Here is a 13,694-nt window from a genome sequence, read left to right on the forward strand (position 1 = left end):
CAGCCTCCACTCCAATCAACTTATTTACATAGTATATGTTTTAACAAATGTCATCCACAACTTTTGGTGATGAGCCATTTTGCTAGTAATGTTTACCCTCAATTTTGGTTCAGTCAAAATCGTCTGTAGTTCATATCCACAAAAAGAGCAAGTAGAAGCTTGCCCTTTTTTCTGTCGTCCTACTTGAAGTCAGGTATATAAATTCGACGTTCTTTTTATAAGAATTACAAGAAAAAATCCCAAAAACTTGGTGCATTCTGAAACTTTACTGTCGCCAGCTTTTCTATAATTTTCAATTTGATTTCTTGTTCTAAATCTTCCCTTTCTTGATAGTCTGTACTGTGTAGACATTGTTTAATTTTAGGTGTGAAATTCTCTATAATTGTAAGCGTTTCTTCGTTAAATTGATTTTCTAAATTTGCCATATAAATTATTCCTCCTTTTTTCTGAGTGTATGATTAAGCTTATTTAAAGCTTTGCGATGAAGATTGGATATATTCTGTGGTGTTGTTCTTAATTTTTGAGCTATTTCTTTTGTAGTAAGATCTTTTACATAAATCATCTCTAAAACTTGTAGCTGTTTAACCGTTAGTTTTTGCAAGGACTTTAAAAGCTGTTCATCCTCAATATTGTCTAATAACCCTTCTCCAACTATATTTTCAAGCTCCTTTTCATTGCTTGCATCTTCTATTTGCTCTTTTGCAGTCGTTCCACCTTCTTCTGATAAGCCCTTATCTAATATTAATAAAGTATGCTTTTGCAGCTTTCTCCTTTTTTTATCAAAATCTAAACTGAAGAAATAAATTAAATTACTGACGTATTTGATCTTCCTAACATTTATAAAGTGAGATTGAAAAGATTCATCCACGAGTTTTTTATTACTATCAGTTGGATATAAGATCGCTTTTTGTACCAAATAAAGATTTTCAGAATCCAACAAAAAGCTTTTTATAATTGGATTGTTTACCTGTTTATTATTCCTATAGAAGAATTCCTCTACTTTTTGATTATCTTTCTCCATTTAATAATCCCTCCTATATATCCGCCTTCTTTCTATATAAAGTGAATGTAGTATCTATATTATAAACCAAAATAAGAACAAATGTTCTTAAAAAGAGAATAAAAAATCACCTTTTATACAAAAAAGGTGATTTAATCCAACTTCTTCAACTATCTAAAATAGCTTTTATTTTCTCTGGCTGATAGCCTATAATTTCCTCCACTTTATTATCAGCGACTACTAAAGTAAATGGGATAGCGCTACTATTAAATTGCTTAAACTCCTGTAATACGTGTTCTTCATTAATGTCCTTATTAATATAAGTAATATTATTTGCTTCTAACCATTCCTTTAACCTGACACAATATTGACATCCATCGCTTGAATAAACCGTTAAATCATACTTCATCTTAGAGACCTCCTTTTTTCTATAAAGAGGATTAAAACATAAGATATGGAACCATAACAAAATAATACTTTTTTTAACTGGAAGGTTGTTTTTATGAAAGAAGGATTCACTTTCCATAGTACAGTTACAATTTTGGTGATATAGCCAAGCGGTAAGGCATGGGTCTGCAAAACCTGGATCCTCGGTTCGAATCCGAGTATCACCTTATAGTATTAATTTGGAGTAAGAGGGAGGGTGATTTATAGTATGACACCAGAAAATGTTCCAATGTGGATTAGCTTAATAGGAAATTTTGGATTCCCTATTGCCATAACAGTCTATCTGTTCATTCGCTTTGAAAGGAAAATAGATAAATTAGAAGCTGTCATCATGGAGTTATCTGAAGTTATAAAATCTCTTAATTACAAAAAAGGAGGGTAATCCACATGGAAATTGAAAAATTAATGGCTTGTTACTGTAAAGCAAGAGAAGTTCAATCATTTTATTCAAGTTGTTTAACGAATGACAGTCTTTCTCCAAAAGAACGCGATTTACTAATAAACCTTATTAAAAATGCCAGTATTTCTTCTAAATTATTGAAGGAATATTGTCAGATTCATGCTAATGATAAATGATCTTTTTACAAATAAACCAACCAAATAATTTAGGTTATAGACTACCTAATGTTATTTGGTTGGTTTTAATTTTTAATGGAATTATTCCATTACCAATTTCCTTACATCTTTCATCTAATTAATGTATGATCGTATGAACAGGAGGGGAATTTTATGATAGCCTACAAGAGAATAGCTATACTATATCTTCTTATAATAATCTTTAGTATTTTTATTGCTACACAGATGAACAGTATATTAAATGGATTGTTGGTTCTTGCTTTATTGTATGTGTTATTTATTGGCCTTCCTTATTTATTACAAAAAAAGGTGAAGTTTTTCGGGATATGTTGGAGTTGGTTAATAAAAGGTGGGCGAATAGGTCCTAAAAATTAAAGAGATGAATCCATTGAGTTAATGAATATTGTAACTGACAATACGTATCCTTTACTCCCCCGAAAATGTTAGGCCTTTCCTAACATTTTCGGGGTATTTTTTTCTTTAAATTGCGAATTTCACTTTATTATCATCGTTCTTTCTTCACTTTATTATGTAAAAGGAGATGAAGATAATGAACACTGAAATCATTTTAAAACCAGTAAAAATTGTTAAGTTGTTTAAAGTTCTAAATGCAGTTCCCGATAACTTAGATAAGATTCGGGCAAGGGAATTGTGGGAAGAAACAGATCAGGGTTTGGGATCTGTTGTTGCTGTATTAGATAGTGGCGTTCAGATTGACCACCCGAGTTTAAAGGAAAATATTATTGATGGCTATAATTTCACAGATGATGATGAAGGTAACCCTTCCATTTATAAAGACTACCTCGGTCATGGGACACATGTGTCTGGGATTATTGCAGCCGTCGATAACGGTAGAGGCATCACAGGTGTAGCGCCAAAAAGTAAAGTTCTTATATTAAAAGTGATTAACCATATGGGCAGAGGTAGCTTTGAGAATTTGATTAAGGCCATTATGTATGCCGTTGATTGGACTGGGCCTAATGGAGAAAAAGTAAACATCATGAATATGTCGCTAGGTAGTCCTGAACCACATGAAGAATTGCATAAAGCCATAAAATATGCCCGTTCAAAAGGAATCGTATTAGTAGCGGCTGCTGGTAATGAAGGCGATGGAGAAAGCGAGACTATCGAAATATCATACCCTGGATTTTATAAAGAAGTCATACAAGTCGGCTCCATATCTGAAGCAGAAACACCCTCGAAATTTTCTAATACGAATGTAAATTTAGATTTTGTAGGGCCTGGTGAAAATATTTTATCTACACATTTAAACAGTAATTATGTAGAGTTGACTGGAACATCTATGGCAGCGCCATTTGTTGCTGGTGCCGCTGCTCTTATTATAAAAACAATCAATCGTTCTGAATCACGTTTGATTCCTATGTATGTGTATGATTACTTACTATCGCATGTTCTTCCACTGGAAAACTTCTCGATCAATCATATTGGTCATGGCTTTATTCAATTGAAATAAACCATGCTCCCCCCCATTGCCCCAAATATGTAAAAACATATGATGTACGTAATCAAAACCATAATAACCACATTATTTTTCCTAGCATACTATAAATAAAAGGATCGCAAATTTATAGATTGGAGGGAATTATGATGAGCAATAATAAAATCGCATCAAGCAATATCGCGCTGACATTTTTACTTATTCTCAGTATCGCCTATAATTATTTTTACGATCAATTACCAATTCAAATTGAGTTCCTAGGTAATCTGGGTTTTTGGCTAGTATTCCCATTATCATTAGTCATTATAGTGCTGAGCGTAAAGCTAATAAAAAATAAAGCAAGCAACGTCAGTCCCTACATCACTTTCATCATTGCTGTAGCTATTTTAATCATTTCTTTATATTCACTATTTCCTTGGGGCTCACCTTAATCGTCAAAATTGAAATACTCCCATTTGATAGACAGATGAAAAAGCTGCTGATCTAATGGGAGTATTTTTAGTCCGTCTTATTTATTTGTACTTTCTTTTTGCAATTTTTGTATAATAATTAGGAAGAGCTTTTTATTTTTGAAACTTTTAGAGTTACGCTAAAACTTATTTAAACGAAGCAAAGAAAGGGATGGGATAAGAAAATGGATATTCTAATTCCAATTGGGATAGGTTTTTTTGCTAATGTGGTAGTATTTGTGATAAGTATATTAGTCGTTAAAAATAAAAGAAAAGCTACCCAGATCACACTTATTTTTTGGGGAATCACTGTTCTCCTATCTTTTATTATTGGTAGTTGGCGTGGAATGGGTTTATTTGTCATAAGCTTAGGGATGTTAATAGTTTCTATATGCTTGTATTTATATATTTACATTGAACGTAACTTTATACAAAAAGACGTCTAGAAAAGCCTTTGAAGGGTTTATTCCTTCAAAGGCTTTTTCCTTACTACTAACAGAGTAATGCTTGTGGTCCGAAGAACGCGCGAATTCCTGCAGCGGCTACAGTAGTATGACCTGAAACACATGAAACCAACTCTTTATCGCAGCAATTATCTCCATATCCAAAGACGTCATAACATCTGTCATGTGACACACAGCAAGTATCTGTTGCATTAATTGGTTTCCCTCCACCATGAGTTGAACCATAACCACAGTTACCACCACAATGCTGATACCCTCCTGGTAAGCATCCATCAGACGTCCACCATGCTAGTAAACTAACTTCATTATCGATTGAAATATTTTCCTCAACAAATTCAAATTGAACAAGATTTGTTTCATATTGCTTTTCAATCACTTCTTCCTGTTCAAATGTAAAAGTGACGATATTATTAGAATCCCCTTTTTGTAAAACTTGGCCAAAGTAATGATCCTGATGAATTGGCAATTCATTAAATAAGATTGTAACGGTCTTATCCTTATTTACCAGATTAATAATAGTGGAATTAAACTGAATTAGACCTTTCGATTTTTGCCCTACAGCCGCTTCAAAAGTATAGGCTTTTTCCACTTCTAATTCTTCTACTCTAAACATTTCCTTCTCTTGCATTTCTTTCACTATTTTTTTGAATTTCTCTTGTTGATATAAAGAGGTTAGTTTAATTTGCAAATCATTGCCTGTTAAATCTACTTTAGCTAGAACTTTTACTATCATGCTAATTCCACTCCTTTTCATGTAATGATGTTTAAGTAATAACGCCGCCTCCGCCTTTACACCCGCAATGATCAAGTATCCATGTAGATCCTGTTAGAGGAACGAATGTACCTAAACAACCTTCGTATAGGCAACAACTCCGAATAGGACTACAGAAACTTTGAGCTACTACCTTGTCGTTTCCTTCTGTCGATTTTTTTTCCTTCTCACTCATGTGATCCCCCCCTTTCCTGGCTAAGTAAGATACATTTTTGTATCTCTGTAATATAAAGAGAGCCCTATCGAAATAAATAAAACTTTTATCGAAAAATTTTAAGAAAAAAATTATTGAATATCGCCAAGACATAAAAAGACCTCCTCATCGTTTTGAGTAGAAGGTCCATACGGTAGGTTTATGACAAGGTCACCCACTATAGCTTTTGAATAATGTTTGATTAAAAATCACTCTGAACCCTTGATTTTACTGCAAATAAAAAGCCATCGTTTTGTAATGAAGATTGAACTTTTCATTTTGATCGACAATGACTAATCGTGTTTAATGTACTTTTATAAAACAGTTGCCTAAAATGGACATAACAGCATAAAGGAGAATCAATACTATGAAATCGAACAGTATGGCAACCCATTTTCACACTTTACAGGAGCAGCGAGCTCATTATCTGCCCTCTATTCAATCACTTCCGCAAGACCAACTATGGCATCGAGAAGTGGAAGGTAAATGGTCAATCGGGGAACACTTTTATCATCTTTATTTGATCCTGAAAATGCTTAAAACCGCAACAAAATGTTCCTTACTACTGACCCCTTACGCGAAAATACGAAGAAACAAGCCTTTCGCCACTGAAATACATGATGTTTACGAAGAATTTAAAAAAAAAAAGGAAGAGGCATGAGAGCTCCTGCAATATTAGTGCCTCCTAAAAAGATACGCTTTGTGCTAAACAGCGACGAAATCGAGCAATTACTAATAACCGAAACAAGCGCAATGAAAGAATTGGTAAAAGATATTGAGGAGAATATAGCCGGGCATATCGTCTTTCCCGACCCACTTGCCCACTATCCTAACCTTATTCAATCCATTCAGCTACTTGCCATCCACGAAAAACATCATTTTAGGATTATGGCGGAGCAATATAATAGATTGATTGCGTCTAGTTAATAAAAAATCCTTCATAACAAATGACCACCCGTCATGGAGTGGTCATTTTCATTTCTTATTTAATTAACCATTTTATAGTGCATTTTTTTCTTCTGCCTAGGTCTATTACTTAATGATCTTCAATTGTAGTAACCTCTTCTAGCCATTCCGTCATTCTGCTCTTAGCATAATTCTGTTCAAATTCGTACCAATGATTTTCGATGCCTAGTTCATTAATTTTTTCCTTAAAAAATCGAAAAGGCTTATTTCCGTTCAGTACGTTGATTAAATGAATCTTAATCGAATCTGATTGCTTTTTAGCAAAGCTGATCATGACATCATACATTTCAGACGATGAAACGCTTGGAATCATCACTAAATCCGCAGCCAATTCCTCATCATCCCAATCAATCGCGGGCTCGCCAGTTAAAGCTTCTGGCGCATCCAAAAGCACTTCACCCGTTCGACAGTTTAATACATACGACATTTCCTCATCATTTCCATTTAAAAATACATCCGCAAGTTCATCTAGTAGTTTCAATTTTCTCACCTCATATAAGCACAATTCACATGTTCATATTACAAAAAAATGCCCGCAACCATCAATGGTGGCTACGGGCTTCCATCTTAAGTTCAGTCGTAAACTGCATAAAAAAGAACCGAATAGATTCGATTCGGCATTTATTCATACATTCCTATACTGAGCTCCCTACAAAATGATTCTATCGTGTCACGCTCTTCCTTTGGCAATGCTTCGTACTCAACCAGATATTGCGCTGAAAGATCTTCTAGCTCCATATAACTGACTTCTCTTGTCAGGACGATCCCATTGATCTCATTAGCCAACTGGTTTGCAGTTTCAATATCCTTAAACGCAAAGGCCTGTTCTTCATCATCCGTAAATGTAAGAAAGTCAATTTTCCCCTCGTAATAACGATCATCTACTTGCACTACGTAATATCTAATTGAATCCATTATACACCTCCCCTATTTAGGATTTTACCTTTTCAAAGCAGTCCGAGATTTCTAAAGTAGCATTCGTAAAAACTTTTCAAAATTCACGCCTGCCTCGCGCGGAATTTGCTCCTTCGACGTTGCTTCAATCGAAGCGGCTAAAAACGCCTCCGCAAGCTTCATCGATTCAACTAGATCCTGCCCGCGCATCATGCCACCCATAATAACTGATGCAAACAAATCACCTGTGCCTGAATAGCTCTCACCGTTATAATCGCGGATGCTAGAAAATGAACGATCTGCATCGACATACATATTGCCTACATAACGCTTGCTCGCATCTGTTGGCGGTGGATTCAATCCAGTAATAATGACTTTCGCCCCAGTAGCCTGCTGTAGCTGATGGCCCGCTTCTTCTAGTGCCTGAAGATAATCTGAATCTTCTTGATAGCTCTGTAGCTTCTCATACGACAAACCTGTAAGCAAACAGCACTCTGTAATATTTGGCGTAATAATGTCAGCACATTTCACTAGCTCTTTCATACGATCAAGCAACTCGCCCGTAAACATTTTATACACTTCGCCCAAATCGCCCATCACCGGATCGACAAGCAGCGTTGTGTTACTCGAATGAAACACGCTTAAAAATCGAAAGATATTATCGATTTGCTCTTTTCCTGTCACAAAACCTGTATGAATACCATCAAAGGTAGTACCTAGCTTGCTCCACTCATCCACAAAGTAATCCATTTTTGACGTTAAATCCTCACAATAAAAGCTTGAATACCCTGTTTGCGCCGTTAAAATTGCAGTTGGCAATGGCACAGCCTGAACCCCCATCACTGACAGCACAGGCATCGCAGCTGTTAACGAGCACTTCCCAAAGGATGACATATCTTGAATTACAGCAACTTTTTTCATCATACTCTCCACCTATATCCTGTATGTACTCACTTCATCGTATCATAATTAGAAAGATGCGAAAATGCACACAACTTAAATTCGAGAGATGAACAATCATAAATAAATAATCTGACCTTTAATAATTTTATCAAATTGACACTTTTACCATAGTCAGTCCTTTGTTAAAGTTAAAATTATCAAAAATTTCATCTTAGTGAGGAAGATACAGATGCAAAATATACAAGGGCAAAGCTATACAAGAACACGCACAAAAACATTTGATTTAGTAATCACATCAATTTTAGCAGCACTTGTTTTTGTCGCAACAGCGTTCATCAATCTTAAGCTACCATTCGGGCAAGGTGGACTTATTCACTTAGGGACATCTATGCTTTTCATCTCAGCGATCTTATTTGGTCCTAAAAAAGGGGCACTTGCTGGGGCAATAGGGATGGGCTTATTCGATATTACAGGTGGTTGGTTAATTTGGGCGCCAACTACAATTATCTCCCGTGCATTACAAGGTGCCATCGTTGGGAAAATCGCTTGGTCTAAAGGTCATAAAGGCGACAACGTTGGATTAAACATTTTAGCAGCAGTTGTTTCAATGCCCGTGATGATTGCGGTCTACTATATCGGGCAAGCCATTATGTTCAAAAGCTGGATTGCCCCTATGGCATCAATCCCAGGAGACGTCATCCAAAACGTTGTCGGTTTACTGATCGCAATTCCAGTATGTATCGTGCTGAAAAAAACACCCTATTTCAAAAAGAATTTTTAACTTCTTTCAAAAGAAATTAAAGCCTCCAGCGGATGTCACGGAAATCGGAAAAGAGTTCATAAAGGATGTTAGCCTAAAATCATCGCATCCATGCGATAACGGCTAACTGACCTGCATCACGCAGGCCTAAGCACAAAGCCGATCCCGGACGCAATTATGCCGAGGCATACTTGATTACTACAAAATTAACACGCCATCTTGCTATTTTACCATTAGCATAGATGGCGTGTTTTTATCATTTTCTAAAATTTTGGACATAGGGATGTAGCGATTACTTACATGAAACTGTTCTCGATATCGAAAAAACCTTCGAATCTACTCAAATATCATACGTATCCTCACCTTGTCCGACTGAATAATTTTAGTTTTGGGGAGATTTAAAACTTCAAATGACAATAATGTACGCTTTTTTACATACGATATGGTGGAGGTGAAAAAAATGCCAAGAGCAAAATATCGAGATGCAGACGTTGACTTAATGGCAAGGATGATGAGAGCCGAAGCTGAAGGTGAAGGAAATCAAGGAATGTTATATGTTGGAAATGTCATTGTGAATCGTCTTGTATCAAATTGTTTAGACTTTAAAGATTTAAGAACAGTAGAAGATGTTATTTATCAGGTACAAGGAGGAAATTATTCTTTTGAAGCTGTTCAAAAAGGGAATTTATTTTACCAAAGGGCGAGATCTTCTGAAAAAAGATTAGCAAAAATGAATTTGGATTATTGGAGACAACATCCAGCAAAATTCGCACTTTGGTACTTCAACCCATATGCCCCATGTCCTCCAACATGGTATGGTCAACCATTTACTGGTCAATTTAAAAATCATTGCTTCTATGAACCAGCACCTGATACATGTGAAGGTGTTTATATCGATTAGGTAGCTATTATGCGTTTTGGTGCTGCGAATACAATATTATTAGTCGCAGGTACTTATAGCCAACAAAATTTATTCGATGTAACTCTGCCAAGCTAACACTTATTTTTTGTATTTATTTACATTGAACGTTCTTAATTCAAAAAGCATTAAAAATTATTTAGACATAACAATCCCCCTGTTCGTTCAAAACAGGGGGATTATATTTTAAATTTCTCTTCTACTACGTCGTAATAACAAGTATGCTAGCGCTACTAAAATCAAACCGAGTACTTGGTATAGGGTTGTATTACTTTCCCCTGTTTGAGGTAAGCGTTTCGCTTGATTTGGCGTATCTTGATCATTTTTGTCAACTTTTTGATTTTGAACCACGTTGTTAGCGTGCTCCTTTGATGACATTTCTACTACATTACGCTCATTTTGTGAGTCACTTGGTTTTTCACTAAGTTCCACCGATGTTTCCGATTTCTCTTGAGTCTTTGGTTCCTCTACCACATTACCCTCATTTTTCGGGTCTTTTGGTTCTTCACTTGGTTCCACCGGTTTTTCTGGTGTTGTTGGTTTTTCATTTGGCCCCATCGGTTTTTCTGGTGTTGTTGGTTTTTCATTTGGCCCCATCGGTTTTTCTGGTGTTGTTGGTTTTTCATTTGGCTCCACCGGTTTTTCTGGTGTTGTTGGTTTTTCATTTGGCCCCACCGGTTTTTCTGGTGTTGTTGGTTTTTCACTTGGCCCCACCGGTTTTTCTGGTGTTGTCGGTTTTTCACTTGGCCCCACCGGTTTTTCTGGTGTTGTCGGTTTTTCACTTGGCCCCACCGGTTTTTCTGGTGTTGTCGGCTTTTCACTTGGTTCCACAGGTTTTTCTGGTGTTGTCGGCTTTTCACTTGGTTCCACAGGTTTTTCTGGTGTTGTCGGCTTTTCACTTGGTTCCACAGTTTTTTCTGGTGTTGTCGGCTTTGCTGGTTCAGCTTGATTCACTACTTTTAACTGAATAACAGATTCTTTGTCTACCAAACTAACTTCAAAGTCGATTGGTTTTGCATCCAGCTGATAACCTTTTGGTGCTTTTGTTTCCACAAACGCATATTTACCCGGAAGTAAATTATCTACTTTAATTTGACCGTCCTTATCTGTTACTAATTTTATTACTACTTCTTTACCCTCTTGATTAATGAGTTTGAATTCTGCATCAGGTAATACTGGACCTTGCTCATCTTTAGCATGCTTTGTCAATACTACCGTTGTCTTGTTATAGGAATTTTCTACTGTTACTTGAACATCTTCTTTTTGATCGTTTTCAATTGTAAATTCCATTTTTTCATGTAAAGGTTTATATCCATATAACGCTTTTGTTTCCACAAACGCATATTTGCCGGGAAGTAGATTGTTAACTTTAATTTGACCGTCTTTATCAGTTACTAATTTTTCTGCAATAACTTTGCCTTCATCGTTAATTAACGTAAATTCAACGCCCTCTAATTTATCTTTAGTATCAGCATTTATTTTCGTTAAAACAATTGATCCTTTAGGGATTTTTGTATTTACAATATTATAACCTTCAACTTTTGACTCATATCCCGCTACCAGTTGCTCTTTCACAGCATATTTGATTTCTTTACCGTCTACTGTGTATTGGTCTAAGTTTTCAAAGCTATACTTCCAACCATTTTCTGCTGTTACTGTTTTTGTAGCAATAACCTGTCCATCTTTGAGTAAATCTACTTTGATTTCGGAAGGGCGATCTTGTTCACGATCGTTGCTCCAAGTTTTCGTTCCTTCAATCGAGGTTTTTTTCAAACTGTTAGCAATTGGTAATTCAATACCTTTTGCAGCATCCGTTTCCATTGTAAATGGAATTTTCATACTTGCATCAAATGTTACGTATTCAGGAGCTGATACTTCTTGTACATAGTAGTCACCAGCCTTCAAGTCTGGTACTTCTACAATTCCTTTGTCATCCGTTTTATACTGATCGCCAATTTGTTGCCCATTTGATGAAAAAACTTTAAATTGAACATTTGGAATGACTTGTTCTTTATGGCCATCTATATGTTTTAGTATTCTTAATGTACCTTTAGCTGGTAAATCCCCTACAGCCCCACCATTGGCTGAAATATTTTTTACTTGAGCTACATTTTTCTCATGTACTTCCTTTTGGTTGGAAACTTTGTAAGTCAAATCATATTCATTCTTAAAATATTCTTCATTTAACCCTTCAGCTGTAATAGTTGTTTCATAACCTACAGTGAACTCTGAAAAACTTGCATACTCACTATAAATCACTACATTAAATGAATTATCATCCGTAAAACTTACAGATCCATATCCTTTACTTTCAAACTCTTCTAGTGTCAACCGCTGATTGCCTAGTTGGCCACTTGTGTTGATATAGAAACTATCTTTCTGTATTTGTTGACCGCCTTTTGAAGAATCTTGTAAAACGATATCACTTTCAAGGGATTCCTTCTTACCGTTGAAGACTAGAAACCACCGAACTTCATCAGCATTTTCTGGTATAATATCGCCTGCTTTATAGAAAAAGATTCTTGAACCATCACTAGTTGGGTGAGTAACTGTTACAGCTTGTGCACTTAAATCTGTTCCAAAGCTCGTATTAACCGTTTTTGTAACTCCATATTGTACATTCGTCGCCATTATAGTGAAATTAAAGTAACCTTTTATATTTTCACGTTGATCTACTTTACTATTGAACGTACATACAACTTGTTCGTTAGTCACATTACATGAACCGTAATCATCTAGAGGAATATTCTTATTAAAACCTCTTAATTCAGGTGGTAATGTCATTGTAAGTGTATCGCCTGATTTTAATTTCAGACCAGTCTTTTCACTAAATGTTACAGATACTCCTGTTTGTTCACCATATAATAAATCTGTTTTAGTAATTTGCACACTATCAAGAAGTCCTGTATTGCTGTGTTCTCGTGCTTTTTCTACAGGAGGTGTATTTGTTTGAGTTTGTTCGGGTTTTACTGCGTTACTATCTTCTACGACAGTTTTAGATTCTTCTACAAGAGTACTTGACTTGTCTGTAGGAGCATTGGAGTTGTCTGTTTGAGTGCTTGAGTTATCTATAGGAGCACTTGGACTGTCTATTTGAGTGCTTGAGTTGTCTATAGGAGCACTTGGATTTTCTGTTAGAGTACTTGAGTTGTCTATAGGGGCACTTGGATTTTCTACTTGTTTAGGCGAAACAACGCTGTTATCTTTTTCTATTGCCCCATCACTTACACCAGCGCCTTCAATAGCATTCGCTCCGTTTCCTTCTACTGCTGGTGCTTCTTTTGTTTCAGTTGTTCCTGTTGCTCCAATATTAGAATCCGCTTCAATCGCAAACGCTGAGATTGGTGATAGTACTGTTTGTAAGACGATCAGCAATAAGATTGCTACTATGTTTAATTTTTTCATGTTTTTCTCCTTTCTAAATCCTGAGAGATACCTATTGGTGTTTGCTGACAACTTAATGTCGGAAGAATGTCACCAACAATAAGCTGGTACCTCTATCCTTCCATTCACTTCTTGTCATAAATGAATACATTGCTAATAAATTCTTCAAAGCATAGGACAAAATCGCATGTATAGGTCCTATTTTCACCTCTCCTCAAATAATGAATCTCACTTTATAATCATTACAAAGTAGGTCGCTGAACAAATACTAAATGATTCCAGACTTTTTGTCTACATAAATTTTAAAAAATTCTCCATTTTTTTTATTTATCTTTAAGAAGCAAAGAAAAAACAGTAAAAATTTACTTACGATGAGTATTTTTTTATTATTTTTTATTATAAATATAATAAAAATCCACTAAACAACTCTTGCTTCAAAAACATTTTATTTAAATAGGAAATGATATTATATTGAGAAAATATTAGTTGAATTGATATTCACAATAAG

The 13,694-nt window shown here is 35.5% G+C and carries 16 protein-coding genes, 1 tRNA gene and 1 pseudogene; 9 read left to right on the forward strand and 9 right to left on the reverse strand.

The annotated features are described in order from the left end of the window. Window positions 1-224: 224 nt before the first annotated feature. The 3 genes from AB9L17_RS20335 to AB9L17_RS20345 form a co-directional block, all read right to left on the reverse strand. Window positions 225-425, reverse strand: coding sequence for a hypothetical protein (locus AB9L17_RS20335; protein ID WP_068985381.1), 201 nt, complete (start codon window positions 423-425; stop codon window positions 225-227). A gap of 5 nt (window positions 426-430) precedes the next feature. Next, window positions 431-1,021, reverse strand: coding sequence for a sigma-70 family RNA polymerase sigma factor (locus AB9L17_RS20340; protein WP_068985382.1), 591 nt, complete (start codon window positions 1,019-1,021; stop codon window positions 431-433). A gap of 145 nt (window positions 1,022-1,166) precedes the next feature. Beyond that, the gene (locus tag AB9L17_RS20345; protein ID WP_068985383.1) at window positions 1,167-1,409 is read right to left on the reverse strand and encodes a glutaredoxin family protein; all 243 of its coding nucleotides are present in this window, start codon (window positions 1,407-1,409) and stop codon (window positions 1,167-1,169) included. A gap of 134 nt (window positions 1,410-1,543) precedes the next feature. On the opposite strand from AB9L17_RS20345, the gene AB9L17_RS20350 reads away from it, so the two are divergent. The 6 genes from AB9L17_RS20350 to AB9L17_RS20375 all read left to right on the forward strand — a co-directional run bounded on the left by AB9L17_RS20350 (window position 1,544) and on the right by AB9L17_RS20375 (window position 3,913). After that, a tRNA-Cys gene (locus AB9L17_RS20350) sits at window positions 1,544-1,614 on the forward strand. A 41-nt stretch (window positions 1,615-1,655) separates the two neighbouring features. After that, entirely contained in the window at window positions 1,656-1,829 is a 174-nt protein-coding gene (locus AB9L17_RS20355) for a YvrJ family protein (protein ID WP_083227054.1), read from the forward strand. Between the two features lie 5 nt (window positions 1,830-1,834). Further along, window positions 1,835-2,023, forward strand: a complete 189-nt coding sequence (locus tag AB9L17_RS20360; protein ID WP_368637855.1) for a hypothetical protein — start codon at window positions 1,835-1,837, stop codon at window positions 2,021-2,023. Window positions 2,024-2,176: 153 nt separating this feature from the next. Then, on the forward strand, window positions 2,177-2,398 hold the full coding sequence (locus AB9L17_RS20365; RefSeq protein ID WP_375199696.1) for a hypothetical protein: 222 nt from the start codon (window positions 2,177-2,179) through the stop codon (window positions 2,396-2,398). Window positions 2,399-2,573: 175 nt separating this feature from the next. Further along, window positions 2,574-3,497: a S8 family peptidase gene (locus tag AB9L17_RS20370; RefSeq protein WP_223556565.1), complete on the forward strand. Its 924-nt coding sequence runs from the start codon at window positions 2,574-2,576 to the stop codon at window positions 3,495-3,497. A gap of 131 nt (window positions 3,498-3,628) precedes the next feature. Continuing rightward, window positions 3,629-3,913, forward strand: a complete 285-nt coding sequence (locus AB9L17_RS20375; protein WP_375199697.1) for a hypothetical protein — start codon at window positions 3,629-3,631, stop codon at window positions 3,911-3,913. 510 nt (window positions 3,914-4,423) lie between these two features. Here the strand turns inward: AB9L17_RS20375 and AB9L17_RS20380 are convergent. Together AB9L17_RS20380 and AB9L17_RS20385 are read right to left on the reverse strand one after the other, a co-directional pair. Continuing rightward, window positions 4,424-5,128 (reverse strand): hypothetical protein, encoded by a 705-nt coding sequence (locus AB9L17_RS20380; RefSeq protein ID WP_375199698.1) that lies wholly within the window; start codon window positions 5,126-5,128, stop codon window positions 4,424-4,426. A 31-nt stretch (window positions 5,129-5,159) separates the two neighbouring features. Then, entirely contained in the window at window positions 5,160-5,342 is a 183-nt protein-coding gene (locus tag AB9L17_RS20385) for a hypothetical protein (protein ID WP_139114450.1), read from the reverse strand. Between the two features lie 385 nt (window positions 5,343-5,727). Here AB9L17_RS20385 and AB9L17_RS20390 point away from each other — a divergent pair. Further along, window positions 5,728-6,287 (forward strand): annotated as a pseudogene (locus AB9L17_RS20390) (DinB family protein). A 109-nt stretch (window positions 6,288-6,396) separates the two neighbouring features. Here AB9L17_RS20390 and AB9L17_RS20395 read toward each other — a convergent pair. From AB9L17_RS20395 to AB9L17_RS20405, 3 genes are all read right to left on the reverse strand, one after another. Continuing rightward, window positions 6,397-6,807: a UPF0158 family protein gene (locus tag AB9L17_RS20395; protein WP_375199699.1), complete on the reverse strand. Its 411-nt coding sequence runs from the start codon at window positions 6,805-6,807 to the stop codon at window positions 6,397-6,399. Window positions 6,808-6,947: 140 nt separating this feature from the next. After that, window positions 6,948-7,241: a hypothetical protein gene (locus AB9L17_RS20400; RefSeq protein WP_375199700.1), complete on the reverse strand. Its 294-nt coding sequence runs from the start codon at window positions 7,239-7,241 to the stop codon at window positions 6,948-6,950. A gap of 51 nt (window positions 7,242-7,292) precedes the next feature. Continuing rightward, a complete protein-coding gene (locus AB9L17_RS20405; protein WP_375200819.1) occupies window positions 7,293-8,141 on the reverse strand; it encodes a pyridoxamine kinase in 849 nt (282 codons plus the stop codon). A gap of 211 nt (window positions 8,142-8,352) precedes the next feature. Here AB9L17_RS20405 and AB9L17_RS20410 point away from each other — a divergent pair, with 211 nt between their 5' ends. Then, on the forward strand, window positions 8,353-8,904 hold the full coding sequence (locus AB9L17_RS20410) for an ECF transporter S component (protein ID WP_068985396.1): 552 nt from the start codon (window positions 8,353-8,355) through the stop codon (window positions 8,902-8,904). A gap of 439 nt (window positions 8,905-9,343) precedes the next feature. Further along, the gene (locus AB9L17_RS20415; protein WP_175401760.1) at window positions 9,344-9,784 is read left to right on the forward strand and encodes a cell wall hydrolase; all 441 of its coding nucleotides are present in this window, start codon (window positions 9,344-9,346) and stop codon (window positions 9,782-9,784) included. Window positions 9,785-9,988: 204 nt separating this feature from the next. Here the strand turns inward: AB9L17_RS20415 and AB9L17_RS20420 are convergent, their stop codons facing one another. Further along, entirely contained in the window at window positions 9,989-13,207 is a 3,219-nt protein-coding gene (locus tag AB9L17_RS20420; protein WP_375199701.1) for a SpaA isopeptide-forming pilin-related protein, read from the reverse strand. Window positions 13,208-13,694 lie beyond the last annotated feature (487 nt).

Origin of the sequence: Lysinibacillus sp. RS11, assembly GCF_042019215.1 — a bacterium.
GTDB classification, from domain to species: Bacteria; Bacillota; Bacilli; order Bacillales_A; family Planococcaceae; genus Lysinibacillus; species Lysinibacillus xylanilyticus_A.

Coding starts and splice junctions, on each gene's coding strand:
- AB9L17_RS20335 (WP_068985381.1), bottom strand. CDS start 425: ATGGCAAATTTAGAAAATCAATTTAACGAAGAAACGCTTACAATTATA.
- AB9L17_RS20340 (WP_068985382.1), bottom strand. CDS start 1,021: ATGGAGAAAGATAATCAAAAAGTAGAGGAATTCTTCTATAGGAATAAT.
- AB9L17_RS20345 (WP_068985383.1), bottom strand. CDS start 1,409: ATGAAGTATGATTTAACGGTTTATTCAAGCGATGGATGTCAATATTGT.
- AB9L17_RS20355 (WP_083227054.1), top strand. CDS start 1,656: ATGACACCAGAAAATGTTCCAATGTGGATTAGCTTAATAGGAAATTTT.
- AB9L17_RS20360 (WP_368637855.1), top strand. CDS start 1,835: ATGGAAATTGAAAAATTAATGGCTTGTTACTGTAAAGCAAGAGAAGTT.
- AB9L17_RS20365 (WP_375199696.1), top strand. CDS start 2,177: ATGATAGCCTACAAGAGAATAGCTATACTATATCTTCTTATAATAATC.
- AB9L17_RS20370 (WP_223556565.1), top strand. CDS start 2,574: ATGAACACTGAAATCATTTTAAAACCAGTAAAAATTGTTAAGTTGTTT.
- AB9L17_RS20375 (WP_375199697.1), top strand. CDS start 3,629: ATGATGAGCAATAATAAAATCGCATCAAGCAATATCGCGCTGACATTT.
- AB9L17_RS20380 (WP_375199698.1), bottom strand. CDS start 5,128: ATGATAGTAAAAGTTCTAGCTAAAGTAGATTTAACAGGCAATGATTTG.
- AB9L17_RS20385 (WP_139114450.1), bottom strand. CDS start 5,342: ATGAGTGAGAAGGAAAAAAAATCGACAGAAGGAAACGACAAGGTAGTA.
- AB9L17_RS20400 (WP_375199700.1), bottom strand. CDS start 7,241: ATGGATTCAATTAGATATTACGTAGTGCAAGTAGATGATCGTTATTAC.
- AB9L17_RS20405 (WP_375200819.1), bottom strand. CDS start 8,141: ATGAAAAAAGTTGCTGTAATTCAAGATATGTCATCCTTTGGGAAGTGC.
- AB9L17_RS20410 (WP_068985396.1), top strand. CDS start 8,353: ATGCAAAATATACAAGGGCAAAGCTATACAAGAACACGCACAAAAACA.
- AB9L17_RS20415 (WP_175401760.1), top strand. CDS start 9,344: ATGCCAAGAGCAAAATATCGAGATGCAGACGTTGACTTAATGGCAAGG.
- AB9L17_RS20420 (WP_375199701.1), bottom strand. CDS start 13,207: ATGAAAAAATTAAACATAGTAGCAATCTTATTGCTGATCGTCTTACAA.